Here is a 26916-nt window from a genome sequence, read left to right as displayed (position 1 = left end):
AGGAAAGTGAACACATCATTCGTAGGCCTTTTGAAGGGCTTGCTGATTGCGCTGCTGCTGGGGCTGGGCCTCGGTGCGCACGCCCAACAGCTGGAAGTCACCACCCCCACCGAGCTGCGCGCCATGCCGGCCACAAATGGCAAGGTGGTAACGAGGCTGGTCAAGGGCAGCAAGCTCGAACAGATCGAAGCGCAGGTCGGCTGGATCAAGGTGAAGTTCGGTGAACTGGAAGGCTGGGTGCGCTTGAACTTCGTGAAAACCATGCAAGCTGTCGCGCCAGCCGCTGCTCCGTCCAATTCTGGTACCAACCTGGCAGGCTTGTTCTCCCCACGCAGCAATGCGCCTACTGCGTCCACCGGCACCAAGGGACTCACCAAGGAACAGATCGCCAACGCCCAGCCGAATCCGGCTGAAATGGCACAGCTTGAGAAGTACGCCATCAACATGGGCCAGGCCGAGCAGTTTGCGCGCAGCGGCAAGGTCGTGGCGCAGAAGATTGACGCTTACACCGGAGCAGAAAAATGAAACTCCAACGCTTGAAGGCCGCCGCGCTGGTGCTGGCTGCCGTCGTATTGCTGACCGGTTGTGAAACCATGCCTGCTGCTGGCGGCGCACCCGGCGGGCTGGGGGCCATCTCCTCCGTATTGGGTGGCGGTTCCGGCGGCGGCTCGCGTGCTGGCGGCGTCATGGACGTGATCCAGGGTGCATCCGCTGCATTCAAGGACTATTCGGCCGAAGAGCAGCGCGCCATGGGCAATGACTTCGCGTCCGTGCTGCTGGGTGCCCGCCCGCTGCTGCGCAACGAAGCTGTGCAGCGCTATGTGAGCCAGGTCGGCTGGTGGGTGGCCGCGCAGGCTGAAAAGCCCAAGGACAAGGACGGCAAGGACATCCAGTTTGCCTGGCGCTTTGGCGTGATCGACTCCGACGCCGTGAACGCCTACGCCACACCCGGCGGCTTCGTGTTCGTCACCGTCGGCCTGTTGCGCCAGCTCAAGTCCGAATCGGAACTGGCCGGCGTGCTGGGCCACGAAATCGCCCACGTGACGCGCGGCCACTACCTGGCCGCCATCAAGAAGGGTGGCTTTGCCCAGGCTGCCGGCGGCGTGGTGCAGGCACGCTCGGGCAATGCCATGGTGAGCTCTGCCATGGTGGGCCTGGTGCGCAATCTGTACACCAAGGGTCTGGACCAGTCGGACGAGTTCGATGCCGACCGCCAGGGCGTGCTCTACGCCGCCCGGGCCGGCTACGCACCCATTGGTCTGCCCACGGTGCTGAACATGTATGCAGCCACCGGTTCAGGCTCCAATCAGGCGTATGAAGTGCTGTTCTCGACCCATCCGGCCCCCAAGGACCGCCTGGAGAAACTACAGCCGTTCATGTCCAGCAAGTTTGGCTCGGCCGCGAACGTGAGCAACGAAGCCCGCTACGACGCCATCAAGCGCCAGCTGCGTTGATGCCTGCAGGGCGGCGGCGATGCCGCCCATGGCAAAAACCCCTGCCGTGCATTGCAAGGCAGGGGTTTTTCATTTCTGGCGGGCAGCGGCTCAGCCCATCTTGCCCTTGAACCTGTTACCCGCATCGCGCCAGCCCGCCTGCTCGGGCGTCTTGACCTGGAAGGCCTTGATGTCGGCCTGGCTCTCGAACTTCACCTTGAAGATCTTGAAGCTGGCCTGGGTTGCGTAGTCAACAAAGTACCAGGTGGTGTCCCCGCGCGCCTGGGGCTCGTAGGCGGCCTCGTACCAGCACAGGTCGGCCTGGCTTTCATGGGCCACTTCGCAGACGGTTGCATCGGCCTGGTGTTCGTACTTGGTGACCAGAATCTTCGCCATGGGGAGTTCCTCTTCGTGCACTGGAGACGGGGCCAAAAGTCGCGCCGGCGGCATTGCCTTGTGTCGCCAGTGCAAGGTTATCCAAAAAACCGTGAAAAATTCCACGGAACCGACAGGCGTCACATCTGGACACCTTGTCGGTGAAATTTTGTCTTTTTCAGCGCACCGAAGTGGCTACTCCACTTGCGCCGTCTCCACGAAGATCAGCTCGCAGGAGTTGGCGCCCGAATCCGAGCGGGTGAGTGAGCTGGTCCAGCGCCAGCCGCCGGGGTGCGTTACCTCCACCAACTGGCCGGTGATGCGGATGAATTGCCCCGTGCGCGCCTTTTTGAGCACCCGCTCCACGGCCGCGTTGGCCGGGATCATGTGCATGTTGGCCGATGACTCGATGATCTCCTGCAGGGGGATCGGTGGCTGGCTCGACCACGAATAGCGGTACCAGCGCCCGCCCTGGGTGATGTTCAAGGGCTCGTACACCGCCGGCTCGGCCATGCGCCGCCAGCCCAAGGCAAGGTCCACGGGGGACAGATCGGCTTCGCGGCCAAAGGAGTATTCCTCGCGCCCCAGCACCCTGGCGCGTATGGCGAACTGGGCCAGTGGTTTGACCTGGTACTCCTTCAACGCAAAGGGGGCAGCGCTGGTGGAGGTCTGCTGCGGTACCTCGGCAAACACTTGCTGCGTGGTCGACTGGCCCTGCAGCCGCTTGTCCACCCGGCCCACGCGCAGCTTCTCGACGGCGAAAAAGCCGACAAGCAAAATGATCGCCAGCAGGACAACGGTCTTGAGTCTCATGGAAGGTTTTTGTGGCGGCCAATGCAGGAAGCTTGCGGAAATAAATGTAACTCGGGGCTGCGCATTTTGCGCAGTCGGCTGACAGGGCGCGCGTGCCTGGCCGTCCACACTGCACCCACCTCCCGCCACAAAGGCCGCCTCAAAGGTCCCTCGCCATGCTATTTTCCTTCTCGCTGACATCGCGCCTCTGGCCGCTGCTCACAGGCACGGTGCTGGCCGCCAGCCTTGCCGCATGCGGCGACACTGCCATCCTCTCGCCCGAGCAGGGCATGGGCAAGTCGCCCACCTTGCCGGCGCCGAACCAATCGCTGATTCCCACGCTGCACATCGCCCCTGCCACAGGCTGGCCCGAGGGAGCCATGCCCACCACCAGCGTGGCGGGACTGTCGGTCACGGCGCTGGCCACCGGGCTCGACCATCCGCGCTGGGTGCTGGTGCTGCCCAACGGCGACGTGCTGGTGGCCGAAAGCCAGGCGCCGCCCAAGGGCGAGGGCGCGCCATCGGGTGGTGTGCTCGGCGCCATCAAGGGCTGGGTCATGAAAACGGTGATGGGCAAGGCCGGCTCGGGCAAACGCCCCTCGGCCAACCGCATCACGCTGCTGCGCGACGCCGACGGCGATGGAAAGGCCGAAACCAGGAACGTGTTTTTGCAGAACCTGAACTCGCCTTTTGGCATGGCCCTGGTGGGCAATGAACTCTACGTGGCCAATGCCGATGCGGTTGTGCGCTTTCCCTATGAGGCGGGGCAAACGAGCATCACCGCCCCGGGCACTAAGCTGGTGGACCTGCCCGGCGGCCCCATCAACCACCACTGGACCAAGAATCTGATCGCCAGCGCCGACGGCAGCAAGCTCTACGTGACCGTGGGCTCCAACAGCAACGTGGGTGAGAACGGCATGCAGGCCGAAGAGGGCCGTGCCGCCATCTGGGAGGTGGACCGCGCCAGCGGCTCCCACCGCATCTTCGCCAGCGGCCTGCGCAACCCCAACGGCCTGGGCTGGGCGCCCGGTACGGGCGCGCTGTGGACGGTGGTCAACGAGCGCGACGAGATTGGCAGCGACCTGGTGCCCGACTACCTCACCTCGGTCAAGGATGGCGCCTTCTACGGTTGGCCCTACAGCTACTACGGCCAGCATGTGGATGAGCGCGTGCAGCCGCCCCGGCCCGACCTGGTGGCCAAGGCCGTGTCGCCTGACTATGCCCTGGGCTCGCATGTGGCGCCGCTGGGCATGGCGTTTTCGCAAGGGCCGGCCCTGGCGCCACAGCTGGCCAGCGGCGCCTTCGTGGGCGAGCATGGCTCGTGGAACCGCAAGCCGCGCAGCGGCTACAAGGTGGTGTTCGTGCCGTTTGTCGATGGCCAGCCTTCGGGCCTGCCCATCGACGTGCTCGCCGGTTTTGTGAGCCCGGACGGCGATGCCTATGGCCGCCCCGTGGGTGTGGCCGTGGATGCGCGCGGTGGTTTGCTGGTGGCCGATGACGTGGGCAACGCCGTGTGGCGCGTGGGTGCAGCAGCACCCAGGTAGCCCGGAATTCAGCGCATTCCGACCGCTTGCAGTGCCTTCTGGAGCGTGATCCGGAAGACCGTGTGCTGGTAGGGGTCTGCAATGACCACCGTGTGGGTGGCCCGGCCGTCGCTCAGCGTGAAGCCGTTGGTGTACGCGCTGATATTCACCAGAGCGTTGAGCGCCAGGACAAAGGACTTGTGGTCGCCCGCGAAGATGACGCGCTCGTCGGTCACCACCAGCTCCCCGGTAGCGACGATGAGGGCCTCGTTCACTGCCATGCTGGTGGCATTGCTGTGGTGGTTGGTGCCCACGCCAAACAGTTGCGGGTGGCTGGTTCCCGCTGTCTCGGTTTCGTAGCCCACGGTGTGGACCTCTCGCAGGCCCGCCTCGACCGCTGCATAGGCGACTTCTCCGGGCCGCACCAAGGCCTGGCGCGGAACCATTGGGGTCAGGGGCTGTTCCTGCAAGCGCACGAGGGCTTGCTGTTCGCGGGCTTTGCGGATTCTGATGCCGCGCGCACTCACCACCAGAAAGAAACCCAGGGCGCCCGCGATACCCCAGCAAAGGGCCACGCCGATCACGGCCTGCAAAAGCGTGGCACTGGGGGGAATCTCCCCCTGCAGCCACAGCCGGAGCCAGTTGACCGGCACCAGCGCAAGGATCACCACGATGACCCACGAAAAAAATCTGCCGACGCCCATTGCACTCCCTCGCTTTGTTCCTGGTGCATGAAGTCTACCGGCGCGCGCTGGCGCCCTGGCGTTGTCAGGCGCCCACCGAATCGACCAGCTCGGTGGGGAACTCGCCCGGCATCACCACCTCCAGCATCTCCACGTCCTCGCTGTGCCCCAGCTCTCGGTGCCGTATGCCGGGCGGCTGGTACACGCAGGAGCCGGCCTCGAGCCGCACCACGCCCTGTCCCTCGTATTCGAACTCGATCCAGCCCTTGAGGATGTAGACTAGCTGGAAAGTGGTGCGGTGCAGGTGCGGCTGGCTCGAAAATTCGGCACCGCCCGCAGCGCGGATCACGTGGGCCACCACGCGGCCGTCGGTGGCGTCCTTGATGCCCAGGTCGCGGTACTCGAAGAACGAGCGCAGGCCGCGCGTGAAGGGGGCGTTGGTGGCGTGCGTGGCCACGAAGGTGGAGGCTGGATTGGCTGGATTGGCTGGATTGGCTGGGGTGGTGTCCATGGCGGGGTGTCTCCTTGTCAAAGCCAGGTGTCGTGGGTCGCCACCTCGGCGGGGAACATGTTGATGTACTGCACCAGGCGCGGCCGGGTTCCCCGGTTGGGGCTGGCACCGTGGGGCAGGGCTTGGTGCCAGATCACGAGATCGCCTGCGCCTGCGCCGACGGGCGTGGCACCCAGGGCCTGGAAGTCCTGGCGGCGCGGATCGGCGCCGGGTGGCAGGCGGGCCAGCCAGTCGCCCACCGTGCGGTGAAAGCCGGGCACCACGGTGAGTGCCCCCTGCTCGGGCGGTGTGTCGGTGAGGTACAGGATGCCCTGGGTGCAGAACGGGATGGGCTGGGCCAGGCTCACGTCCCAGTGCAGCCCTTGTGCACCGTAGGCATGGCCCGGGCGCTCGGGCACGTTGAAGCCGCAGCGGTCGGTGCTGCGCCACAGGTCGGCCGTGCCCCACAGCTGGGCAAAGGCCTTGTGGATGCGCAGGGAGCGGCGGTTCTTCTCGAAGGCCGGGTGCTGGAACAACTGCAGCATGATGTTGCGCGGTGCATGGGGGTACCAGGACTCCGGGTCGTCCGGCGTGGCGTTCACCGCGTCCCACACCACCTGCGCGGCGGCGGCGCTGTCGGCTGCGGGCACGGCCTGCCGCACGACCACGTAGCCATGGGTGTCCCAGTGCGCCAGATCGGCCGCGTCGAGCACGGGCGGCATGGCCTCTATCCGGGCGTGCAGTTCCCGCAGCGCATCGGGCGGCGGGCCACCGTCGACCAGGGCCTGGATGCGTGCCACGGTGGCGGCGTCGGGTGCACCCGCAGTGCGCACGATCCAGTCCTCGAAGTCGGCGAAGTCCGGTGCTTCGCGCAGCACGTGCTGCATGGTCTGCTCCAGCCCCACACCCAGTGCGGCCAGCACGATCTGGGTGCGATGTGCTTCCTGCATGCCCGAGCCCGCCTGGCCCTGGCGCGCGGCCATCCAGCTGGACCAGCAGCGCTTGAGGTAGGGCACCTGCAGCGCGCCGCGGTCATGGGGAGAGCAGAGGGTGTCGGCGGAGTGCGGTGCGGAGGACATGCAGGAGGCAAATAGCTGTGGGTGCTGGGGTTGTGCGGGCACTCCTTTGTAACAGCCTGGGCATGTCCGGCCAAGCAATGAATCCGGACCCGCTTACTGGGGTACGAACCCGCTTTGCGCGACCAGCGCTGCCAGCGCCCTGGATACCTGTGCCAGCCGCAGTGCTTGCTCGCCGGGCGTGCCTGCAGCCGGTGTCATGGCATTGGCCTGCAGCTTGGCCACCACCTCGGGCAGGGCCACCACCTGGTTCAGCGCCGTGTTGTAGCGGGCCACGGTCGCGTCGTTCAGCCCGGCAGGGGCGTACAGGCCCAGGAAGTCGCTGGTTGCGTCCAGGCTGGGCAGGCCCGCCTGCGCGAACGAGGGTACACCCGGCAGCAAGGGCGTTGTGCGGCTGACCGCCACGATGCGCAGCCGACTCGCCTTCTGGTACTGCAGAAAATCCGAGATGCCCGACACGCCGGCCGCGATCTGCCCGGCCAGCAGGTCCGTCACCATGGGGGTGGCGCCCCGGTAGGCCACGGGCACGATGTCGGCCTTGAGCTGGCGCGCCACTTCGCCGGCAATGAACTCCGGTGCGCTGGCCGGGGCGGGCACGCCGATGCTGGCCTCGTTGCGGTGGGCGGCGAACCAGGTACCCAGTTCCGCCAGGTTCGCAGCCCCTGTCTTGGGGTGCATGGCCAGCGCCAGCTCGAAGTTGGCCACGGCGCCCAGGGGCCGGAAGTCGGTGGCGGGCGCAAAGCCCGGTGCCTTCATGGTCAGCGGCACCATGGCCACGGTGTGGGTGTTGCTCATGAAGATGACGGAGCCGTCTGCGGGCGCGGCCTTCAGGGCCTGGGCGGCAATCTGCCCGCCCGCGCCGGGCTTGTTGTCCACCAGCACGGGCTGGCCCAGTTGCACGGCGAGCTTTTCGGCCACGATGCGTGCCGTGGTATCCGCCGGGCCGCCCGGCGGGTAGCCGACGAGCATGCGGATGGGGCCGCTGTAGGTTTGCGCAGAGGCGCCGGTGGTGACGGCCAGCAGTGGGAGCGCCAGCAGTGCGGCTTGCAGGCAGCGACGGGTGGCGGAGAAGGGGCGTGGGTGGTTCATGGTGTCCTCCGTTCGGGGTGGGGATTCAGGCCGCAGTGGTCGCTGCGTGTCGGGCCGTGAGCAGCGCACGGCGCCGCTCGACGATGGGATGCAGCCGGGCCCGCGCGGCCTGCACCAGGGAGGCCGGCGCCTTGTGCGGCGAGCCGGTGTCAAAGGGCGGCTCTGGGTCGTACTCGGCAAACAGCTGGATGCCCTGGGCCACTTCGGTGCTGCTGGCCAGCGCAATCGCCTGCAGCGCACAGTCGATGCCCGAGGTCATGCCGGCACCGGTGATGCGGTTGCGGTCCACCACCACCCGTTTGTCGACCGGCGTGGCGCCCACCAGCGAGAGCAGTTCGTGCGATCCCCAGTGGCAGGTGGCCCGGTAGCCTTGCAGCAGGCCGGCCGCGCCCAGCACCAGCGGGCCGGTGCAGATGCCTACGATCCATTGCGCTCCCTGGGCCTGGCGTGCGAGGAATGCCAGGGTCTCCCCATCGCTCAGCAGCGCCTCGATGCCCGGCCCGCCGGGGACGACCAGCATGTCCAACTGGCCACAGGTATCGAAGGACGCCGTGGGGCGGAATTCCCAGCCCAGTTCCGTGCGGACCGGGTCGGTGTGCTTCCACACCAGGTGCAATTGCGCGCCGGGTATGCGCACCAGAAGGTCGGCGGGTGCGACGTAGTCGATGGCCGTGATGTCCGGAAATACAAGCATGCCGATGTTCATGGGGGTTGGCTTTCGTGGGTGGGAGGGATGGCTCCACTGTAGGATCGGTCTGTTTGTCCGTCAGGACACAAGCACCACGATTTCTGCCAACCTGCTTTACCTCCCCATGGCCCACCCTGCGCACCAAGTCTGGTTTCTTGTGTTCGATCAGTTCCAGCTGCTCGACGTGAGCGGGCCGCTGCAGGTGTTTGCCACGGCCAACGACGAGCTTCGGCTGGCGGGGCGGCCTGCGGTCTACGAGACCGCTGTCTATGGGCTGGAAGGGGGCGCGACCAGCAGCTCCAGCGGGGTCGAGGTGCTTGCGCGGCCCTTGACCAAGCGGCTGGCCCGAACCGTGCAGACCCTGGTGGTGCCTGGAGGTCCCGGAGTGTTCCGGCCAGCGGCGCCATCATGCAAAGCGGCAGACACGCCTGCGGCGGCAGCCCTGGCGCGGTGGATCCAGCAGGCGTCACCGCGCATCGAGCGGCTGGCATCGGTGTGCACCGGCGCTTTCGTGCTGGCGCACGCCGGCGTGCTCGATGGGGCGGGGGCGGTGACCCACTGGGCCGCCTGCGAGCAGCTGTCGTCCCGCTTTCCGGCAATTGCGGTGCAGCCCGATGCGATCTACTTCCGCCAGGGGCGGGTGTGGACTTCGGCCGGGGTCACGGCCGGCATCGACATGGCGCTGGGCATGGTCGAGGCCGACTTGGGCCGCGACATCGTGATGGCCGTTGCCAAGAAGCTGGTGGTGTTCTACAAGCGGCCCGGCGGGCAGTCGCAGTTCAGCAGTGCGCTGCTGGAGCAGACGGCCGGCGACCAGCGCATCGCCCGGCTGCACGCCTGGATTGCCGAGCACCTGCGCTCTGACATCAATGTGGCGCGCATGGCCGACCAGATGGGTATGACCCTGCGCACCTTTGCGCGCTTCTATACCACCCACACCGGCACCACGCCCGCCCATGCGGTCGAGCGCATCCGCCTGGAGAAGGCCTGCCGCCTGATCGAGGCGCACCGGCACAGCAACAAGGCGGTTGCGGTGCAGTGCGGCTTCAATTCGGAAGAGGTGATGCGGCGCGCATTCATGCGCCACCTGAACGTGTCACCCAAGGGCTACCGCGAGCGGTTTGCGGCGGCTGGCGCCTGACGGGCGCAACCCGGGCCGCTGCCGGGTGTCACTCCCACCAGGTGATGACCGCCTTGGCGGCTGCCATGGACTTGTAGCGGGTTTCAGCACCGTGCTCATCCTTGACCACGACGGAGCCGTCCTGGTGCAGGCGGTACGTCCACTGTGTGCCTGCGAGTTTGCCCTCTTCGACGACCGTCTCGCTCAGCAGGGCGGACTGGCGGGCAGCTTCCTCCTGCTGCCGGGCTTCATTCTGTTGTTGTGCCGCGCGCTGGCTGTGTTCGGCCGCGATTCCTTTTTCGATGCCATCGACGTAGGCAATGGCATCCTCCACGGTGCCAAAGAGCTTTTCGTTGGCGACGAATTTATCGAGCGTGGTGTTCTTCTCGATGTTGTATTTCTTGACCAGGAACAGCTTGTAGGCGTCGTTGTCCACGGACATCTCGCCCATGAATCGATTGGTTGCCTGGCTGGGGGACGCTGCGGGCACATCAGGCTGGTACCTGGACGAATCCAGCTTTAGCTCTGCAATGGCTGCGTTCACGCGTTCTGGCATGTCATTGAAGGTGTAGCCTTTTTCCAGCAGCTTCTTGGTGTAGAAGCCGTTGTAGATGAAGGCCCAGATGATGCACATCGGGAGCCAGCTCAAGCCTGCCGTCATGGCGGCGAAGATGACGGCAACGGCGAAATATCCGATGAACGTGAGGTAGTCCGCTCGAAACAAGGCGGGGAACGGACCGAAGAAAAAAGTGGTCCATGAAAACCCATGGAATCCCGTCTTGGTGATTCCGGTGGAGTTGTTGATCATCTTGACTGCCTCAGCCATTTTTCGCCTTTCAAGTGGATATGGAATGCACTGCATCGCGCACAGCCGTTGGTGGCCAGTGCGGCACCTCCCGCCAACTGCCTTGCCACCGTGCGGTACATGGAATGCGCATTGCAGTGACAGGCAGGGCTACTCTTCATTCACCAGTCTACCTACATCTTGTAACGATGCCGGTGGCCGTTGCGCACGAGGGGCTTCTGTGCCGCCATGGCAGGGAGGCCGCCACCCGCAGGGCCAGGCAAAGGCACAAAAAAATGCCGCCTCTAGGGGCGGCTTGGGAGGGGCTTACCTTGGAGAAAAAGGGAAGATTCCGGTCCAGTGGTCAGGCAAAGGTGTTGACCTGGGTGCCCAGCGAGCCCGAGGTGGCCAGCGGTGGCTGGGGCAGGGCCTGCAGCAGCGTGGCGGCCGAAGTGGCCTGGATGTCCAGCGCCTTCTTCAGCACGGTGATGTTGATGGCGTCCGAAGTCTCGCGGCTGGCCAGGGCCGTGGCGGTGTTGACGATGCTGTTGGTGAGTGCGACATCCATGCGGGTTCTCCGAATCTTGTCTCTCTTATCGGCATTCTGCGCCTGAAATGAAGGGCGTTTGCGCACTGTTACATCCTGGGGCGCCGTGCGGCCCCCTTCATTCCAGCGCGGCAACCCCGATGGGCGTGCAGGCCGCCAGGTCCGATGCGCTGGCGTCGGGAAGATGCCGGGCGGCATTGCGCAAGGCCGTGCGCAGGCCTTCCTCCAGCACCGGGTGGTAGATGGGCATGCCCAGCAACTGGTGCACCGTGAGCTTTTGCTGCACGGCCAGCGCCAGCAGGTGGGCCAGGTGCTCGCCGCCGGGGGCGCACATCTCGGCGCCCAGCAGCCGGGCGCTGCCCTTGTCCGCATACACGCACAAGCGCCCCTGGTTGCGCAGGGCGGCTCGGGCCCGGCCCTGGCTGTCGAAGTCCACGGCGCCCACCACGGTGTGTGCCGGATCCAGTTGGGAAAAGGGCACGCCGACCACCGCCACATTGGGGTCGCAGAACACGATGGCCAAGGGCACACGGCGCACGAAGCGCGTGGGCTCGGCCGCCAGGGCATTCATGCCGGCGATATGGCCTTCGTCGGCGCCCTCGTGCAGCAGTGCGGCATCGTCGTTGGCATCGCCCGCCAGGAACACGCGCAGCTTGCCGATCTGCTGGGTCTGTCGATCGACGTGGGGCATGCCTTTTTCATCCAGCGGTTCGCCCAGGGTCTCAAGCCCCAGGTGCTCGATGTTGGGCGTGCGGCCCATGGCTGCGATGACGTGGTCGACCACCACGCGGTTGGCGCCGCTGCTGACCTCGATGCCACCGGGCACCTCGCGCAGCTCGGCCTTGGCATGGGTGTGCAGCACCATTTCCTTTTTCAGCAGTGCCGCCAGTTCGGCATTCAGGGTCGGGTCGCTCAGGCCGCCCAGCGTGTGGCCGCTGGTGAAGGCCGCTACCTCCAGGCCCAGGCGCGCCAGGGCCTGCGACAGCTCCACGCCGATGGCGCCCATGCCGATTACCGCCACGCGCGGGCCCAGGGTCTGCTGCTCGAACAGGGTGTCGGTGGTCAGGATGCGGTCGCCAAGGGCCAGCCACTCCTCGGGCACCACGGGCCTTGAGCCGGTGGCGATGATGATGCTGTCGGCGTGGTAGCGCACGCCGCCTACGTCCACCGTGTGCGCATCCAGCAACACGGCGCGGCCCGAGAGGCTGGCGCCGCCCAGGTCGTCGGTGGCCTGCATCGCGCCGGCCACGAAATCGTCGCGCAGCGCCCGCACGCGCTGCAGCACGGCGGGGAGGTCGGCCGTAAGGCCATCTGCGCCCCGGATGCCGAATTCGCCGAAGGCGTGGCGCCGGTGGAAGGCGTTGGCCGCCTCGATCAGGGTCTTGGACGGCATGCAGCCCACGCGGGCGCAGGTGGTGCCCCAGGGCCCGTCATTGACGATCAGGTAGCGCTCGGTGCGCTTGCGCACCTCGCGCAGGGCGGCCAGGCCGGCCGTGCCTGCGCCGATGATGATGGTGTCGAGCGGCTGGCCCATGGATCGCGTCTCCCGAGGTGCATTGGAGCCGGTAGTTTGAAGGGCGTGGCACCCTGGGCTTGTAGGCGGGTTGCCCAATGTGTTCAGGCGGCGGTATCGGTCCAGCCCACCCGGCCCTGGCCTTGGTCATTGACGCGCAGCACGAACGCGTCGGCCTGCGCTTGCGGCAACCGCATCTGCAGGGTGACCAGCGAGCCGTGCTGCACGTCGATCAGCTCGGCACCGGCGGCCTCCACCTCCCGGCGCAGCAGGCCTTCCAGCGCATAGGGCACCATGCACTGCAGCGTGGCCATGCGCTGCAAAATGATTTTGGGCGCCGTGAGCAAGGCCTGGGCGATGGTGTCGGTGTAGGCCCGCACCAGCCCGCCCGCGCCCAGTTTCACCCCGCCGAAATAGCGCACCACCGTGGCCTGTACGCCCTCCAGGTCCTGGTGGCGCAGCACGTCCAGCATGGGCCGGCCGGCCGTGCCGCCGGGCTCGCCATCGTCCACGGCGGCCGACTGGCCGCCCGCGAGCAGCGCCCAGCAGACATGTGCGGCGCCCGGGTGCTGCTTCCACAGCGCGTCCACGGCGGCCTGCGCACTGGCGCGGTCGGCCATAGGCTGCACGCAGCCGATGAAGCGGCTCTTCTTGATGATGAGCTCACTGTGGGCGGGGGCTGCAAGGGTCTGTGGCATGGGGCGCAGAGCATAAGGCACAGCGGATTGCGTTTTTGTGCGTTGCCCACGCCACTCGGCGGCAGGGCCTGTACACCGGCATCCCCCAGATGGGTGTGGTGCAAATGCTTCACCTGCGGCGCTAGAGGTGGCAGTTATGTGACGCCTGTCACAGCCGCGCGCCCGCTGGTCGGGCTCGGGCCTGTAAGTGTGCGTTCTGTCACAAGCGCAGACGCGGTGCGTTCCTACACTTGACCCCATAGCCGATAACTATTCTCGGCAAACAACAAGCAAGCAAACGTACCCAAGGACCCGCCATGTTCGCACTGCCATTGACCGCCTCCCTCCCCAGCACCCTGGCCAGCCACGTGTTCGGCCGCTTCGCTGCATCTTCCACGCCACGCATGGCCGTGCAGTCTCCTGCCGCTGCCGCCAGCGCCCTGCGGGCCGATGCGGCGACCGATTTCGAGGACGAGGAAGAGTTCGACCTGGCCCAGCGCGTGCGTGAAGTGGGTGAGTGGTAAGAACTATCGGCGCATGGGGCGGCGGCTGCTTATGCGGCCGTGCTGTCGACCGGGCGTGACATGAGCACGCTGGTGTAGTTGGTGAGCGGCCTCCAGTCGCATTCGCCGACCACGCGGTAGCCCCAGGATTCGTACATCGCAATCAATGCATGGGCCGGTTGGGCCGTGTCCAGTGCCAGGGTGGCGGCCCCGGCATTGCGCGCCCTCTGCACCAGCTCCGCGTGCAGCAACTTCCCCAGGCCCTGGCCCTTGAAGCGGGGCGCCACGCAGAACTGCGTGATGGACCAGACAGTGCTGTCGCGGTACAGCGCTACCTTCGACTCCGGCTGCGGTGCCCGCAGCGTGGCGGTGGCCGCATAGTCCCCTTCGATTTCCATGACCAGTGCCAGGCCCGAGGCCAGGCGCTTGGCCGTGTCCTCCACCGTCTGGTGGGTTGCCCAGTAGCGCAGGCCCTTGGCGGCGTGCGGGGCGTAGGCCGAGTGGATGAGCGCCGTCAGCCGCTCCAGGTCATCGTGCGGGGTGAGCAGGCGCAGGGTGGGTGTCGAAGAGGGGCGGGTCATAGTTTGAGCGACCAGGTTTCTCCCACCAATTGTTGCCCGAAGTCCTCATAGGGCTCCGACTTGTCGAGGGTGAAACCCCGTTTGGCATAGATCGAACGTGCGGTAATGAGACAACTGTTGGTCCACAGCACCATTTTTTTGTAACCTTTGGCACGCGCAAAGGCGATGCATTCGTCCGTCAAACGAGCGCCCAGGCCCAGGCCGCGGGCCTTGGGCGAGAGGATCAGCATGCGCAGCTTGGCCGTGGTGGCCGACTTGCGTACCAAAAAGATGGCGCCCACGCGCTCGCCATCGAGCTCGGCGATCCAGCATTTTTCCCAGGCCGGCTGAAACTTGCGCACGAACTGCGCCGCGATGTCGGCCACCAGAGCCTCGAAGCGCATGTCCCATCCGTATTCGCGGGCGTAGATTTCGCCGTGCTGCTGCACCACCCAGCCGATGTCGCCCGGCACCGGGTCGCGCAGCACGGCCACCTTTGCGGGGCCGCCGGTGGCTGCGGCGGGCTCAAGTAATGCCTCGATGCGTTCCATGGCCTGCACCAGTTCCTGCTGGCGGGGGGCTGGCAGGGGGGCGAGCAGGGCGGCTGCCTCGTCGCGCGAGCGCTGCTGCAGCGGGGCAAAGGCGGCGTGCCCGGCAGGCGTCAGCGTGAGTTCGCTCTGGCGCGCATCCTTGGCGCTCGGCGTGCGGCTGATCCAGCCCGCACCCTCGAAGCGCCGCAGGATGCGGCTCAGGTAGCCGCCGTCCAGCCCCAGTTCGCGGGCCAGGTCGCTGGCCACCAGGGCGTCGCGGTGGGCCAGTTCATAGAGCACGCGCACGTCGGTCAGCGACAGTTCGCTGCCCAGGTAGGGGTCGAGCACACCGATGCGGCGCGTGAAGAAACGGTTGAAACGGCGCACGGCCTTGATGGCATCGACGGAGGTTTCGGAGGCCGTATTCTTCATGGTTGATTGCCTTTGTCATGTAATTAATTGACTTTAGCAAGTATATATGGGCGATCCATGGCCGGACAGAGGGTAGGGCAAACCGATGCAGGGCGACAAAATGGGCCCGCCAACGTAAAATCGCGGGTTATCCATAACGGCCTTGCACATTCGAGGTCTCGCACCCCCCACATGAACGCCCCCGTCGACGTCTCCTTTTTCGCGCGCGCAGCCAAGCCGCTGACCAGCTATCGCCCCTATTGGGCGAAGCGCTTCGGCACGGCCAAGTTCCTGCCGATGAGCCGCGCCGAGATGGAGCAACTGGGCTGGGACAGCTGCGACATCATCCTGGTGACGGGTGATGCCTATGTGGACCACCCGAGCTTCGGCATGGCCGTGATCGGCCGCACGCTGGAGGCCCAGGGCTTTCGCGTGGGTATCATCGCCCAGCCCGACTGGCAGAGCGCCGACCCGTTCAAGGCACTGGGCAAGCCCAATCTGTTCTGGGGCGTGACGGCGGGCAACATGGATTCCATGATCAACCGCTACACGGCGGACCGCAAGATCCGCAGCGATGACGCCTACACCCCCGGCGACATAGGCGGCAAGCGCCCCGACCGTGCGGCCATCGTCTACAGCCAGCGCTGCCGCGAGGCGTACAAGGACGTGCCCATCATCCTGGGCGGCATCGAAGGCAGCCTGCGCCGCATTGCCCACTACGATTACTGGAGCGACAAGGTGCGCCGCTCCATCGTGGTGGATGCCAAGTGCGACCTGCTGCTGTACGGCAATGCCGAACGCGCCCTGGTCGAGGTGGCGCACCGCCTGGCCGCGCGCGAGCCCGTGGAGCAGATCACCGACGTGCGCGGCACGGCCTTCGTGCGCCGCTCCGACGACGAGACCGGCAAGGGTTGGTTCGAGATCGACTCCACCAGCGTGGACGAGCCGGGCCGGGTCGAGGCGCACATCAACCCCTACATGACGACCAGCGAGCAGGCCGCCGCCCAGGGCAGCACCTGCAGCAAGGAAGATGGCACGCTGGATGCAGAGGTCGGCGCAGCCGCTGCGGCCGAGCCCAACCCCGCCATCCGGCCCATGCTGTTCGTGGCCAACCCGGCGCTCAAGGCCAAGCTCAAGGTTCCGCCGCGCGATCGCAGCGTGATCCGCCTGCCCAGCTACGAGCAGGTCAAGAGCGACCCGGTGCTGTACGCCCACGCCAACCGCGTGCTGCACCTGGAGACCAATCCCGGCAATGCGCGGGCCCTGGTACAGGCGCACGGTGAGGGCGTAACCGCCCGCGACGTGTGGATCAACCCGCCGCCCATCCCGCTGACCACGGCCGAGATGGACTACGTGTTCGACCTGAGCTACGCGCGCGGCCCGCACCCGAGCTATGCCGACGAGAACGGCAGCCACGAAGGCACGACCAAGATCCCGGCGTGGGAGATGATCCGCTTTTCGGTGAACATCATGCGCGGCTGCTTCGGCGGCTGCACCTTCTGCTCGATCACCGAGCACGAGGGCCGCATCATCCAGAGCCGTTCCGAGGACTCCATCATCCAGGAGATCGAGGACATCCGCGACAAGGTGAGCGGCTTCACCGGCACCATCTCGGACCTGGGTGGCCCCACGGCCAACATGTACCGCCTGGGCTGCAAGAGCCCCGAGATCGAGGCCGCCTGCCGCAAGCCCAGCTGCGTGTACCCCGGCATCTGCTCCAACCTGGGCACCAACCACGACCCGCTGATCAAGATCTACCGCCGCGGCCGTGCGCTCAAGGGCATCAAGAAGATCCTGATCGGCTCGGGCCTGCGCTACGACCTGGCCGTGAAGAGCCCTGAATACGTGAAGGAGCTGGTGCAGCACCACGTGGGCGGCTACCTCAAGATCGCGCCCGAGCACACCGAGCAGGGCCCGCTCACGAAGATGATGAAGCCGGGCATCGGCAGCTATGACAAGTTCAAGCAGATGTTCGAGAAGTTCAGCGAAGAGGCGGGCAAGAAGCAGTTCCTGATTCCGTACTTCATCGCGGCGCACCCCGGCACGAGCGACGAGGACATGATGAACCTCGCCATCTGGCTCAAGAAGAACGGTTTTCGCGCCGACCAGGTGCAGACCTTCTACCCGAGCCCCATGGCCACGGCCACGGCCATGTACCACAGCAACAAGAACCCGCTGCGCAAGATCACGCGCGACAGCGAGGGTGTGGACATCGTGCGCGGCGACAAGCGCCGCCGCCTGCACAAGGCCTTTTTGCGCTACCACGACCCGAACAACTGGCCGCTGCTGCGCGACGCGCTCAAGGCCATGGGCCGGGCCGACCTGATCGGCAACGGCAAGCACCACCTGATCCCGACCTTCCAGCCGCTGACCGATGGGGGCTACCAGAGCGCACGGCGCAAGAACTCCACCCCGGGTGGAGCCAAGGCCGCTACGCCTGGCCTGGCATCCAAGCCGTCGCAGGGCGTGGCGCTCAAGTCCACGCAGCCGCAAAAGGGCCGCATGCTCACCCAGCACACCGGCCTGCCACCGCGCGTGACCGGCTCGGCCAAGCCCTCGGCTGGCCGCAAGGGCCGCTGACCCACGGCACTGCCCATGCCGCAGGACCGCATCCTCTACGCCGACACCGCTGCGTGGCGGGTGGAGCGGGTGGTCAAGCCGGCGGGCGCGGCCCATGCCGGTAGGCCGGTTTACCAGGTGGCCACGCCGCGCTGGGTGTTCCCGGTGTGTGGCGTGTCCGAGTTCCACATGCAGGGGTGGCAGGTGCTGCTTGACGGGCTGACCGTGGTGGCCCTGCCCACCGGGTTGCCTTACCAGATCAACGAATGGCAGGCCGCGCCGCGCAGCCACATGGTGGTCAGCATGCAGCCGGGCAGCGCATCTGTCGGCAGCCCTGGCAATGCACGCGCCTGGGTGCTGCCTCCCCGCGCCCTGTGGCAGTTGCGCCTGCACTGGCGCGCCTTGGCGCAGGGGCGTGAGCAGGCCATTGGGCCTTTGCTTGGGCAGGGTGTGTTGTGCGACAGCGGCATGGCCCATGCGGCCGTGGCGCGCGCACGGCGCTTCATGGCCACGCGCACGGCGGCGGCAGACGGCCTGGGCTGGTCGCTGCACGACGTGGCCGATGCGGCTTGCTGCTCTTACTTCCATCTCGCTCGCCTGTTCCGCGCCCACACCGGCCTGGGCCTGCATACCTACCGCGAGCAGTTGCGGCTGGCCGCGGCGCTGCAGCGCCTGGACGAGGGGGAGGGCGACCTCGCGGCCCTGGCGCACGATCTGGGCTACAGCAGCCAGAGCCACTTGGGCACTGCGTTCCGCCGCGCAGTCGGCGTGACGCCGGCGCAGGCCCGGCAGGCACTGCAGGGCTGATGATCTCCGCAGGATTCTGATATCCGCAGCGGGGGTGCTGCGCCCAGACTGCGGGCATGCCTGTCTTCGCCTCCTTGTTTCGCCGCCTGTGTTCCTCCATTCCGTCGCCCTGGATCGGCTGGCTGGCGGCTCTGGCTGCCGCGCTCATCGGCAGCGGCTGGCAGCTTGCGTCGCGCCATGGCGTCACTACCACGCTGGGGCCTGTCGAGCTGGCCGTGCTGCGCTATGCCATTCCTGCGCTGGTCCTGGCACCGCTGTGGCTGCGGCGCAGCGGGTGGCCGGCAGGCCTGTCGTACAGGCGCTGTGCGCTGCTGGTGCTGTGCGGCGGCCTGCCGTTCGGGCTGGTGGTGCTGGCCGGCGCGCAGTGGGCGCCTGCGGCGCACATGGGCGTTTTCGTGGCGGGCAGCCTGCCGGTGTTCACCGCGCTGGGCGGCTGGCTGGTGGCGGGGGAGCGGCCTGCGCCTTCGCGGCTGCTGGGCCTGGCGTTGATCGTGGCGGGTATGGCAGTGTTCGGGGCGGCCGGTTGGCGCACGGTAGAAGGGGCGTGGCGTGGCGATCTGTTGTTCCTGCTGGCGACGCTGCTGTGGTCGTTGTACACGCTGGCGTTTCGCGGCAGCGGCCTGGCTCCATGGCAAGGCGCTGCCGTAGTGAACCTGGGTTCGGCCCTGCTGTTGCTGCCCGTGCTGCTGGTGGCGGGCGCCCCGCGCCTGCTCTCGGCACCGTGGGCCGATGTAGCTTGGCAGGCGCTGGGGCAGGGCGTGGCGGCCGGGCTGCTGGGCCTGGTGGTTTACAGCGTGGCGATTGCAAGGCTGGGTCCTGCGCGGGCGGCTCTGTCGGCGGCGCTGGTGCCGCTGCTCACGGCCGCGGGTGGCGCCTGCCTGCTGGGCGAGCCGGTCTCGGGTGCCTTGCTGGCTGCCGTGCTGCTGGTGGTGCCTGGCGTGGCCCTGGGTAGCGGGGCTCTGGCTCAACCCTTGCGCAGGCAGTCGGCCAGCGGGACGGGCCGCGAGAGCGCATAGCCCTGCGCATGGTCCACGCCGATGGCGCGCAGCGCGTCGACGATGTCCATGGACTCGGCAAACTCGGCGATGGTCTCTTTGCCCATGACATGGCCGATGTGGTTGATCATCTCCACCATGGCCCGGTTGGTCGGGTCGTCCAGCAGGTCGCGCACGAAGCTGCCATCGATCTTGAGGTAGTCCACCGGCAGGTGCTTGAGGTAGGTGAAGGAGGACATTCCCACGCCGAAATCATCGAGCGCGAAACGGCAGCCCAGTTGCTGCAGGTCCTTCATCAGCCGCACCGCGCTGGGCAGGTGGGAGATGGCGCTGGTCTCGGTGATCTCGAAGCACAGCCGGTGCGCATCCACCCCCGACTGCTCGATTTCGGTGTGGATGTACTTGAGCAGGCTCTCGTCGCCCAGGCTGGTACCCGAGAGGTTGATGGCGCAGGTGTGCACCGGTGGGCCACCCGTGGCCTGGTGCTGCGCCAGCAGGGCGAGCGTGTGCCTTACCACCCAGCGGTCGATGGCGGGCATCATGCCGTAGTGCTCTGCTGCGGGGATGAAGCAGCCGGGGGATACGAGCTCTTCATGGTTTTCGGCAAGGCGCAGCAGCACCTCCAGGTGCATGCCCATGCTGGCACCCTGTAGGGCCGTGATGGTCTGCGCATACAGCCGAAACCGGTCGTGCTCCAGCGCGAGGCGCAGGCGCCGCACCCAATCCATGTCGCCTTCACGGCGGCTCATCTCGATGTCTTCCGCCTGGTAGATGAAGACCTGGTTGCGCCCGCCCTCCTTGGCGCGGTAGCAGGCCATGTCGGCCACGCGCATGGCTTCCTGGATGGTACTGAGCGCGGGGATCAGCTGCACCATGCCGATGCTCAGGCCGGTGGAGAGTTGCCGCCCCTCCCACAGCACGCGCAGTTCGTGCCCGGCCTGGCGCAGTTGCTCTGCAATGCGTGCCGAGGGGCCGGGCGGGCAGTCCTTGAGCAGGATGCCGAACTCGTCCCCGCCCAGCCGCGCCAACGTGTCGCCCTCGCGCAGGTGGCTTTGCAGCATGCCGCAAACCCCGCGCAGCATCTCGTCGCCAGCCTGGTGGCCGCAGGTGTCGTTGATGAGCTTGAACTGGTCCAGGTCCACGTAGAGCAGGGCGCCTTCGCGCCCCATGGCACGCGGCTGGGCGAGCAGGGCCTCCAGCCGGCGCTCGAACTCGCGCCGGTTCACCAGGCCCGTGAGTGCATCGTGGCTGGCCTGCCAGGACAGCTGCTCCACATAGTGCTGTTCGCGCGTCACGTCGTGCAGCACCAGCACCACCCCGCGAGGCTGGGCCTGGTGGTGGATGGGCGAGCCCACCAGTTTGATGGGCACCAGGCTTTGGTCGGGCCGCACCACGGTCGGCGTGAAGCCATCGCGGTGCGTGGGCCCGCCGCGCAGCACCCGCTCCACCAACTGGTCGGCGCCCAGGGGACCTGTGCCGTCGTTCAGTTGCAGCACCTGGGCCAGAGGGCGACCGGTGGCCTCCTGGGCCGGCATGCCCACCAGGGCCTCGGCGGCGGGATTGAGGTACAGCACCCTGCCATGCAGATCGGTGGTCACTACGGCATCGCCAATGGCTGCCAGCGTGACATGCGCCTGCTCGCGCTCCGCGTCGAGTGCCAGCTCCGCACGCTGTCGCTGGGCCAGCAGCGCCCTGGTGTGCCAGGTGGTCAGCAGAATCAGCACGGCGGCCATGCCCATGTTGGCCCAGAGCAGCCATTGCACGATGCGCCGGGAGCTGTCTCCCAGTGATGTACTGAAAGCGCGGGCGGCCGGCGTGGCGCCCGCGTTGATGGCACGGATGCTGGCCTGCCAGCCGCGGCGCGTGGCAGCGTCCACCAGCCCTGCGGCATGGCCCTGCCGAATCTCTTCGGCCAGCAGCTGCAGGCTGGAAATGTGCTGGTCTCCGACCAGCCAGTGGGCCAGCGGCTGCTGCATGATCTCGAAGTGGTGGAACCAGCGCAGCAGCCAGATCAGGCTGTCGATGTCATCGGGGTGGTTCTCGCCGCGGGCGAATCCCTCGCGTGCGGCGTTCAGGTCGATGGGGTGTGATTCCAGCAGGGCCAGCCGGGCCGCCTTGTCGCCCAGGGGGGCCTCGACGGCCTTGCGGTACTGCGCGTAGGCGTCTGGGGAGCCGGTAGCGGCGTAGCGGTCCAGGTAGTAGATGGCGTCCTTTTGCCCCTTGGTCCAGAGGCTCTCGCCGGCCACGAAGGCCCGCACGGCGGACAGCACATACAGGCTACCCGAGGCGCAAGCGGCAAGCAAAAGCACCATCAGCAGGAAAGGCCAGGTGATCCGCAGCGTCGAACGCAGCGGTCCCTGGCCTGGTGGCTCGCGCGCGTTGGTCATGCACGGCGGCTGCTGTTGCGCTTCAGGGCCCTGCGGCCCGGTGCGCCTGGAGCGGGCTTGTGTGGCGGGACAATCCCATACCGGTTCCTCCCATGCGGTGGGCTACATCTGCTCCCCAGGCCACCGAGCCGGTGGGTGAGCGAGCGTGCGAGCCTTGGCCGCGCAAGACCACTATATCGGCAACCGGTCGGCTTGGCACCAAATCCTTGGCTGCAGGCACTGCGGCGGCAGATGTGGAAAAACCCGCGTGCCTTGCGGAGCGCGGGTTCGGGGTGGGGTGGCCGGGGGTGGGATCAGCTCGTCGCTGCGTGCGTCCCTACCACCACAGACTGGGTCTTCTCGTCCGGCACCGGCGGCGTGACCAGGTCTTCGATGATGAAGGTGCGGTAGTAGAAGGCCGTGGCAGCGCCTTCGGGAGCGATGGCCGCGACCACCGTATCGGGTTCGTCCTTGCTGTCCATCTGGATCAGCAGGCCGTGGTGGCCGGTGCCGGCCAGGTCGGCAATGCGGCGCACCATGTCGCCTTCGGCGCCTACGGAGGGCAGGGGCGCATCGGCAGTGCCCAGTGTGCGCACGATGTCGGCCATGATGGCCTCGGGGCTGGCATAGGCCAGTTCGCCCTTGTGGCCGGCAGCTTCGAGTGCCGTCGCCGCCTGGCGCACGCAGTCCTCGTCGGGGAACAGGGCGAACACATGCCCTGTGGGATAGAACACGCCGCCCATATTGGTCATGGTGGAGTCAAGAATCATTGGCTTCATGGCCGTCTCCTTTGGAGGGGTGGATACTTCTTCCATTGGAGCCGTTGGCAATGTCGCCGTGTGTAGTCCCAGGGACAATTTACCTGTCATCACACATTGGGGCTGTTCCTTCAGCCGATCCGGCGCATCACCCAGGCCGCAAGGCCTGCGCAGTGCAGCACCACCGTTGCCCAGTAAACGACCCGGAACTCGGCCTTGCTCGACTTGTGTCGCAGTGTCTGCTGCGCCACCCAGGCGCCGGGCCATCCGCCCGCCAGTGCCAGCAGGTGCAGGTTCTTCTCTGGCACGCGCCACTGGCCTCTTTGCGCGGCGCCCTTGTCCATGGCGTAGACGACATAGGTCAGCAGATTGACTGCGGCGGCAGCGCCCAGCAGCCACAGGGGCAGCCGTGCGCTCCAGACGCCCCAAGCCAGCAGGGCGACCCACAGCACCATCAGGAGCAGCGCAGGCCCGGTGGATGCCGCGCTGCCCGCGTGGTTTGTGCGCATACGCTGCGGACGGCGGGGTGCGGGCGCTGGTGCCTTGCTCGGCTGGCGTGCCTGCGGTGCCTTCGGCGCGGTGCCCTTGCCGCGTGCCGTGGTGCCGGCCGCCGCCTGCGTGCCCACGGGCTGCACCGCCATGGCCCGGGGGCCTTTGCCGCCGACGTGGATCTCTTCGTACACCACGGCCTGGCCTTCGCGCGGTGCGCCGCCGCCGCGGAAGTCGCGCACGTGGAAGAACACATCCGCATCGGTGTCCGGGCTGCGGATGAAGCCAAAGGCGCGTTCGGCGTTCCAGCGCGCCACCGTTCCCTGCTTTTGCATTGGATGACTCCGTCAGGCCAAGGTGTGCAGTGGGATGTCCTGCGCCTGCGCCAGCGCATCAAGCTGCGCACGGGTCTGCGTACTCAGGAAACCGGCCACGGCCTCGTGGGTGGCGGGGGCACGCAGCATCTGGGCATCACCCGTGGCGGGCAGGCCGGCGGCTGCGCACAGGCTGGCGGCAAAGTGCGGTTCCAGCGCGGCCACGGCCACGCGGCCGTCGGCGCAGGGGTAGATGCGGTAGCCGGCGTGGTTGCCGCCCACGTCGCCGCCGGGCGTGGTCAGGCCCCAGTCGCGCGGCTGGGCCAGCCACGCGGCGGCGTCGGCCAGCGCGACTTCGATGCACACGCCGGCGCCGGTGTGGGCGCGCTCCAGCAGGGCCTGCAGCACGGCCTCGCTGGCCATCAGCGATCCGCCCATGTCGGCGTACAGGGTGGGCGGCATCTCGGTGCCGGTGACCAGGCCGGCATCGGCCAGGTAGGTGAGGTCGTGGCCCGGCTCCTCGGCCCGCTCGGCGGCGGCGCCGACGATGCGCACCAGTGACAGGCGCGGGTATTTGGCCTGCAGGGCCTCCCAGCCCAGGCCCAGCTTGGCCAGGGCCGAGGGGCGAAACGAGGTGATCAGCACGTCGGTGCGCGCCAGTTCCTCGTGCAGCGTGGCCTGGCCCTCGGCGGTCTTGAGGTGCGCGTGCAGCACCCGCACGCCCTGGTGCAACGTGGCATAGGCCGCCGGGCTGTAGATGCCCATCGGGTCGGCGCTTGGGTAGCCGGCCACCGGTGGCGGTTCGAGCTTGGTGCATTCGGCACCCATGCGTGCGCAGCGCATCAGCGCGGCGGGGCCGGGCAGGTTCAGGGCAAGGCTCAGGACGCGGGTGTTGCGCAGGGGCTGGGGCAGGGTGGTGGTGGTCATGTCTCTTTATGGGAATGGAAGGGCGGCGATGCGCAGGCACCCGATGGCCGGAACTTTGGCCAGGCCGAGCGCTCACTCCCTGCGTTATACAAAATTTGTTACCTTCTCCCATTCATGCACCGCAGAACCTCTTTGGCCACCCTCGCAGGGTTGGCTGCTTTTCCGGGAGTTACCGTGACCTCGCTCAGCAGTGCCGCCGCCTTGCCCGCGTTGCAATCCCTCAAGCCGTCGCCGCGCATGCCGGTGCTGTTCGTGGGGCACGGCAGCCCCATGAACGCCATCGAGGACAACGCCTGGCGCCGCACCTGGGAGGCACTGGGCGCCGAATTGATGGCGCGCGCGGTGCAACCCCAGCTCATCCTGTGCATCTCCGCCCACTGGCTTACGCAGGGTGGCTGGCAGCTCACGGGCATGGCCAGCCCCAAGACCATCCACGACTTCGGCGGCTTTCCGCAGGCGCTGTTCGACCAGCAGTACCCCGCGCCGGGCGCACCGGCCGTGGCGCGCAGCCTGGCCCGAGAGCTGAAATCACCGGCCACCGGCGCGGCGCTGGGGGTGGACGAGGGCGACTGGGGCCTGGACCATGGCACCTGGTCGGTGCTCAAGCCCATGTTCCCCAAGGCGCAGATCCCCTTGCTGCAGCTGAGCATGGACTACAGCCGTGCCCCGGCCGAACACTATGCGCTCGGCCGGCAGCTGGCGGCGCTGCGCGAGCGCGGCGTGCTCATCGTGGGCAGCGGCAACGTGGTACACAACCTGCGCGTGACGCGCCGGGGCACGGCGGCCAACGAGGCCTACGACTGGGCGCAGGAGTTCGATGTCGTGGTGCAGGACCAGATCAAGAAGGGCCAACTCGGTGCGCTGGCGGACTTTCTGAAGCTGGGCCCCGTGGCGAAGCAGGCGCACCCCACCCACGAGCACTACCTGCCGCTGCTGTATGCAGCCGGAGCGGTGCAATCGACCGAAATGCCGCGTTTCTTCAACACCGGCTTCCAGTCGGCGTCTATATCGATGCGCTCGGTGCTGTGGGGGTGAATTCCCGCACGATCTGCAACCAAGGCCAGCGCTGCTGATAGCTCGCGGCCTTGGCGTCGAACAGTGGCAGGTGCAGGCAGGCAGGGTTGGGCCGCAGGATGCCCGCGTACAGCTCATCGAGTCCGTAAGGCGCATGCAGTACCGGGCCTGAAGGCGTCGGTTGCAATCCCACGCAGGTGCAGGGCACCAGAAAGCGGCCAATGCCCTCGCGCGCCGAGGTGAGGGCGGTGTAGGGGTAGCCGAACCAGCCCTCGTACCACAGGTGCACGCGCGCCTGGTTCTTGGCTTCTACGGTGATGGGCAGGTCGGCGAACAGGGCTGCAGCACGCGCCTGCACGGCCTCTTCGGCGGCGGCCGACAGGTCGCCCGCGTCGAAGTAGAACAGGTCGTAGTCCTTGATGCGCGCCTCGGGCGTGTGGCCAGCGTGCAGGTTCCACACCGTCTGGAACAGGCAGCCCGCGACCAGCCAGGCATCGGGCAGGCCCAGCAGCGGCAAACGCCCCAGAATGGCCGCGTTGTGCGGGTTCTGGAGCGCCTGGCTCACGAAGCGGCGCCGCAGCGCCGCTTCATCATTCAACTCAGACAACCTTTGCGATGGATTGGCAGACGTAGTCGATGTTCTTGCTGTTCAGGGCGGCGACGCACATGCGGCCGGTGTCGGTGCCGTACACGCCGAACTCGGTGCGCAGGCGCACCATCTGGTCCTTGGAGAGGCCGGAGTAGCTGAACATGCCGATCTGGGTGGTGATGAAGGACATGTCCTGCTTCACGCCGGCGGCCTTCAGGCCGTCGACCAGCTTCTGGCGCATGGCCTTGATGCGCACGCGCATTTCGGCCAGTTCCTTCTCCCACAGGGCGCGCAGTTCGGGGTTGCCCAGCACGGCGGCCACCACGGCGCCGCCGTGGATGGGTGGGTTGGAGTAGTTGGTGCGGATCACGATCTTGAGCTGGCTCAGCACGCGGCTGGCTTCTTCCTTGTTGGCGCACAGCACCGACAGGCCGCCCACGCGCTCGCCGTACAGGCTGAAGCTCTTGCTGAACGAGGTGGAGACGAAGAAGTTCAGACCGGCGGCGACGAACTTGCCGATCACGGCGCCGTCTTCGGCGATGCCATGGCCAAAGCCCTGGTAGGCCATGTCCAGGAAGGGGGTCAGGTTCTTCGCCTTGACGGCGGCGATCACCTGGTCCCATTGGTCGGCGGTGATGTCGTAGCCGGTGGGGTTGTGGCAGCAGGCATGCAGCACGACGATGGTGCCGGCCACGGCCGCATTCAGGCTGGCCAGGAAGCCTTCGAAGTTCACGCCGCGCTTTTCGGCGTCGTAGTAGGCGTAGCTGTCGACTTCGAAGCCCGCGTTGGTGAACAGCGCGCGGTGGTTTTCCCAGCTCGGGTCGGAGATCAGCACCTTGGCGTTCGGGCTCACCTTCTTGAGGAAGTCAGCGCCGATCTTCAGGCCGCCGGTGCCGCCGATGGCCTGCACGGTGGCCACGCGGCCGGAGGTCACGGGCTCGCTGTCGGCGCCGAAGACCAGGCCCTTGACGGCATTGTCATAGGCCACGATGCCGTCGATGGGCAGGTAGCCGCGGGCCGTGGGGGTCGACATCATGGTCTTTTCAGCGGCCTGCACGCATTGCAGCAGGGGCAGCTTGCCGTTGTCGTCGAAATACACGCCCACACCCAGATTGACCTTGTTGGGGTTGGTGTCGGCAGCAAATTGCTCGTTGAGGCCCAGGATGGGGTCGCGGGGTGCCATTTCGACGGCGGTGAACAGAGACATGAAAATCCTTGAAAGGTTGTCAGTAGCGAAGAATCCGGGCGTGGTGTAACGTGCCAGGTTCCGCCGATTTTAACGGCTAGCCCCCACCAACCGTTGA

General features: G+C 67.0%; 28 protein-coding genes. 9 read left to right on the top strand and 19 right to left on the bottom strand.

What is annotated here, in order from left to right; genetic code table 11:
- The first annotated feature begins 30 nt into the window (after window positions 1-30).
- The gene (locus ACSQ3Y_RS19765) at window positions 31-525 is read left to right on the top strand and encodes an SH3 domain-containing protein (protein ID WP_436178570.1); all 495 of its coding nucleotides are present in this window, start codon (window positions 31-33) and stop codon (window positions 523-525) included.
- Entirely contained in the window at window positions 522-1454 is a 933-nt protein-coding gene (locus ACSQ3Y_RS19760; RefSeq protein ID WP_057267722.1) for a M48 family metalloprotease, read from the top strand. The genes ACSQ3Y_RS19765 and ACSQ3Y_RS19760 overlap by 4 nt, the downstream gene beginning before the upstream one ends.
- A gap of 90 nt (window positions 1455-1544) precedes the next feature.
- Here the strand turns inward: ACSQ3Y_RS19760 and ACSQ3Y_RS19755 are convergent, their stop codons facing one another.
- Together ACSQ3Y_RS19755 and ACSQ3Y_RS19750 are read right to left on the bottom strand one after the other, a co-directional pair.
- A complete protein-coding gene (locus tag ACSQ3Y_RS19755; protein WP_057203270.1) occupies window positions 1545-1829 on the bottom strand; it encodes a DUF6150 family protein in 285 nt (94 codons plus the stop codon).
- Window positions 1830-2003: 174 nt separating this feature from the next.
- On the bottom strand, window positions 2004-2621 hold the full coding sequence (locus tag ACSQ3Y_RS19750; protein ID WP_436178569.1) for a hypothetical protein: 618 nt from the start codon (window positions 2619-2621) through the stop codon (window positions 2004-2006).
- A 155-nt stretch (window positions 2622-2776) separates the two neighbouring features.
- Here ACSQ3Y_RS19750 and ACSQ3Y_RS19745 point away from each other — a divergent pair, with 155 nt between their 5' ends.
- The gene (locus ACSQ3Y_RS19745; protein WP_436178568.1) at window positions 2777-4144 is read left to right on the top strand and encodes a PQQ-dependent sugar dehydrogenase; all 1368 of its coding nucleotides are present in this window, start codon (window positions 2777-2779) and stop codon (window positions 4142-4144) included.
- A gap of 8 nt (window positions 4145-4152) precedes the next feature.
- Here the strand turns inward: ACSQ3Y_RS19745 and ACSQ3Y_RS19740 are convergent, their stop codons facing one another.
- The 5 genes from ACSQ3Y_RS19740 to ACSQ3Y_RS19720 all read right to left on the bottom strand — a co-directional run bounded on the left by ACSQ3Y_RS19740 (window position 4153) and on the right by ACSQ3Y_RS19720 (window position 8167).
- Complete coding sequence (locus ACSQ3Y_RS19740) at window positions 4153-4794, bottom strand: hypothetical protein (RefSeq protein ID WP_436178567.1); 642 nt, start codon at window positions 4792-4794, stop codon at window positions 4153-4155.
- A gap of 97 nt (window positions 4795-4891) precedes the next feature.
- Window positions 4892-5317, bottom strand: coding sequence for a cupin domain-containing protein (locus ACSQ3Y_RS19735; RefSeq protein WP_436178566.1), 426 nt, complete (start codon window positions 5315-5317; stop codon window positions 4892-4894).
- Between the two features lie 17 nt (window positions 5318-5334).
- The gene (locus ACSQ3Y_RS19730) at window positions 5335-6375 is read right to left on the bottom strand and encodes a phytanoyl-CoA dioxygenase family protein (protein ID WP_082604225.1); all 1041 of its coding nucleotides are present in this window, start codon (window positions 6373-6375) and stop codon (window positions 5335-5337) included.
- 93 nt (window positions 6376-6468) lie between these two features.
- Window positions 6469-7461: a tripartite tricarboxylate transporter substrate-binding protein gene (locus ACSQ3Y_RS19725; RefSeq protein ID WP_436178565.1), complete on the bottom strand. Its 993-nt coding sequence runs from the start codon at window positions 7459-7461 to the stop codon at window positions 6469-6471.
- Between the two features lie 25 nt (window positions 7462-7486).
- The gene (locus ACSQ3Y_RS19720) at window positions 7487-8167 is read right to left on the bottom strand and encodes a DJ-1/PfpI family protein (protein WP_436178564.1); all 681 of its coding nucleotides are present in this window, start codon (window positions 8165-8167) and stop codon (window positions 7487-7489) included.
- Between the two features lie 106 nt (window positions 8168-8273).
- Here ACSQ3Y_RS19720 and ACSQ3Y_RS19715 point away from each other — a divergent pair, with 106 nt between their 5' ends.
- Entirely contained in the window at window positions 8274-9290 is a 1017-nt protein-coding gene (locus ACSQ3Y_RS19715) for a GlxA family transcriptional regulator (protein WP_436178563.1), read from the top strand.
- A gap of 28 nt (window positions 9291-9318) precedes the next feature.
- Here the strand turns inward: ACSQ3Y_RS19715 and ACSQ3Y_RS19710 are convergent, their stop codons facing one another.
- The 4 genes from ACSQ3Y_RS19710 to ACSQ3Y_RS19695 form a co-directional block, all read right to left on the bottom strand.
- A complete protein-coding gene (locus tag ACSQ3Y_RS19710) occupies window positions 9319-10077 on the bottom strand; it encodes a DUF2628 domain-containing protein (protein ID WP_200961127.1) in 759 nt (252 codons plus the stop codon).
- 340 nt (window positions 10078-10417) lie between these two features.
- Window positions 10418-10621: a YjfB family protein gene (locus ACSQ3Y_RS19705; protein ID WP_057203132.1), complete on the bottom strand. Its 204-nt coding sequence runs from the start codon at window positions 10619-10621 to the stop codon at window positions 10418-10420.
- A 97-nt stretch (window positions 10622-10718) separates the two neighbouring features.
- Entirely contained in the window at window positions 10719-12134 is a 1416-nt protein-coding gene (locus ACSQ3Y_RS19700) for a dihydrolipoyl dehydrogenase (RefSeq protein ID WP_057267717.1), read from the bottom strand.
- An 83-nt stretch (window positions 12135-12217) separates the two neighbouring features.
- A complete protein-coding gene (locus ACSQ3Y_RS19695; protein WP_057203130.1) occupies window positions 12218-12811 on the bottom strand; it encodes an IMPACT family protein in 594 nt (197 codons plus the stop codon).
- Between the two features lie 296 nt (window positions 12812-13107).
- On the opposite strand from ACSQ3Y_RS19695, the gene ACSQ3Y_RS19690 reads away from it, so the two are divergent.
- Window positions 13108-13314: a hypothetical protein gene (locus tag ACSQ3Y_RS19690; protein WP_057203129.1), complete on the top strand. Its 207-nt coding sequence runs from the start codon at window positions 13108-13110 to the stop codon at window positions 13312-13314.
- Window positions 13315-13343: 29 nt separating this feature from the next.
- Here ACSQ3Y_RS19690 and ACSQ3Y_RS19685 read toward each other — a convergent pair whose 3' ends face one another.
- Both ACSQ3Y_RS19685 and ACSQ3Y_RS19680 read right to left on the bottom strand, forming a co-directional pair.
- A complete protein-coding gene (locus tag ACSQ3Y_RS19685; protein ID WP_057203128.1) occupies window positions 13344-13874 on the bottom strand; it encodes a GNAT family N-acetyltransferase in 531 nt (176 codons plus the stop codon).
- Entirely contained in the window at window positions 13871-14815 is a 945-nt protein-coding gene (locus ACSQ3Y_RS19680) for a bifunctional helix-turn-helix transcriptional regulator/GNAT family N-acetyltransferase (RefSeq protein ID WP_436178562.1), read from the bottom strand. Before ACSQ3Y_RS19680 ends, ACSQ3Y_RS19685 begins: the two co-directional genes overlap by 4 nt.
- A gap of 171 nt (window positions 14816-14986) precedes the next feature.
- Between ACSQ3Y_RS19680 and ACSQ3Y_RS19675 the strand changes: the two genes are divergently transcribed.
- From ACSQ3Y_RS19675 to ACSQ3Y_RS19665, 3 genes are read left to right on the top strand one after another with little or no spacing between them, the layout of a single operon-like run.
- Entirely contained in the window at window positions 14987-17374 is a 2388-nt protein-coding gene (locus ACSQ3Y_RS19675) for a YgiQ family radical SAM protein (protein ID WP_436178561.1), read from the top strand.
- 15 nt (window positions 17375-17389) lie between these two features.
- Window positions 17390-18160, top strand: a complete 771-nt coding sequence (locus tag ACSQ3Y_RS19670) for a helix-turn-helix transcriptional regulator (RefSeq protein ID WP_436178560.1) — start codon at window positions 17390-17392, stop codon at window positions 18158-18160.
- Window positions 18161-18216: 56 nt separating this feature from the next.
- Window positions 18217-19176 carry a DMT family transporter gene (locus ACSQ3Y_RS19665; protein ID WP_436178559.1) on the top strand — a complete coding sequence of 320 codons (960 nt, stop codon included), beginning with the start codon at window positions 18217-18219 and terminating at the stop codon, window positions 19174-19176.
- Here the strand turns inward: ACSQ3Y_RS19665 and ACSQ3Y_RS19660 are convergent.
- From ACSQ3Y_RS19660 to ACSQ3Y_RS19645, 4 genes are all read right to left on the bottom strand, one after another.
- Window positions 19125-21542, bottom strand: a complete 2418-nt coding sequence (locus ACSQ3Y_RS19660; protein ID WP_436178558.1) for an EAL domain-containing protein — start codon at window positions 21540-21542, stop codon at window positions 19125-19127. The genes ACSQ3Y_RS19665 and ACSQ3Y_RS19660 overlap by 52 nt on opposite strands.
- 293 nt (window positions 21543-21835) lie before the next feature.
- On the bottom strand, window positions 21836-22300 hold the full coding sequence (locus ACSQ3Y_RS19655; RefSeq protein WP_057203123.1) for a hypothetical protein: 465 nt from the start codon (window positions 22298-22300) through the stop codon (window positions 21836-21838).
- 110 nt (window positions 22301-22410) lie between these two features.
- Entirely contained in the window at window positions 22411-23103 is a 693-nt protein-coding gene (locus ACSQ3Y_RS19650) for a DUF1294 domain-containing protein (RefSeq protein WP_436178557.1), read from the bottom strand.
- Window positions 23104-23115: 12 nt separating this feature from the next.
- Window positions 23116-24009 (bottom strand): CoA transferase, encoded by an 894-nt coding sequence (locus tag ACSQ3Y_RS19645; protein ID WP_428000578.1) that lies wholly within the window; start codon window positions 24007-24009, stop codon window positions 23116-23118.
- A 132-nt stretch (window positions 24010-24141) separates the two neighbouring features.
- Here ACSQ3Y_RS19645 and ygiD point away from each other — a divergent pair, with 132 nt between their 5' ends.
- The gene (gene ygiD / locus ACSQ3Y_RS19640) at window positions 24142-25044 is read left to right on the top strand and encodes a 4,5-DOPA dioxygenase extradiol (protein ID WP_436180142.1); all 903 of its coding nucleotides are present in this window, start codon (window positions 24142-24144) and stop codon (window positions 25042-25044) included.
- Here ygiD and ACSQ3Y_RS19635 read toward each other — a convergent pair.
- Together ACSQ3Y_RS19635 and ACSQ3Y_RS19630 are read right to left on the bottom strand one after the other, a co-directional pair.
- Entirely contained in the window at window positions 25013-25621 is a 609-nt protein-coding gene (locus ACSQ3Y_RS19635) for a nucleotidyltransferase family protein (protein WP_369819468.1), read from the bottom strand. The genes ygiD and ACSQ3Y_RS19635 overlap by 32 nt on opposite strands.
- Before the next feature lies 1 nt (window position 25622).
- Window positions 25623-26819 (bottom strand): amino acid aminotransferase, encoded by a 1197-nt coding sequence (locus ACSQ3Y_RS19630; RefSeq protein WP_057203119.1) that lies wholly within the window; start codon window positions 26817-26819, stop codon window positions 25623-25625.
- Window positions 26820-26916 lie beyond the last annotated feature (97 nt).

The sequence above is a fragment of the Acidovorax sp. LjRoot66 genome, from assembly GCF_964253305.1.
In the GTDB taxonomy this organism is placed as follows: domain Bacteria; phylum Pseudomonadota; class Gammaproteobacteria; order Burkholderiales; family Burkholderiaceae_C; genus Acidovorax.
This window is presented reverse-complemented; position numbering and strand designations above follow the sequence as displayed.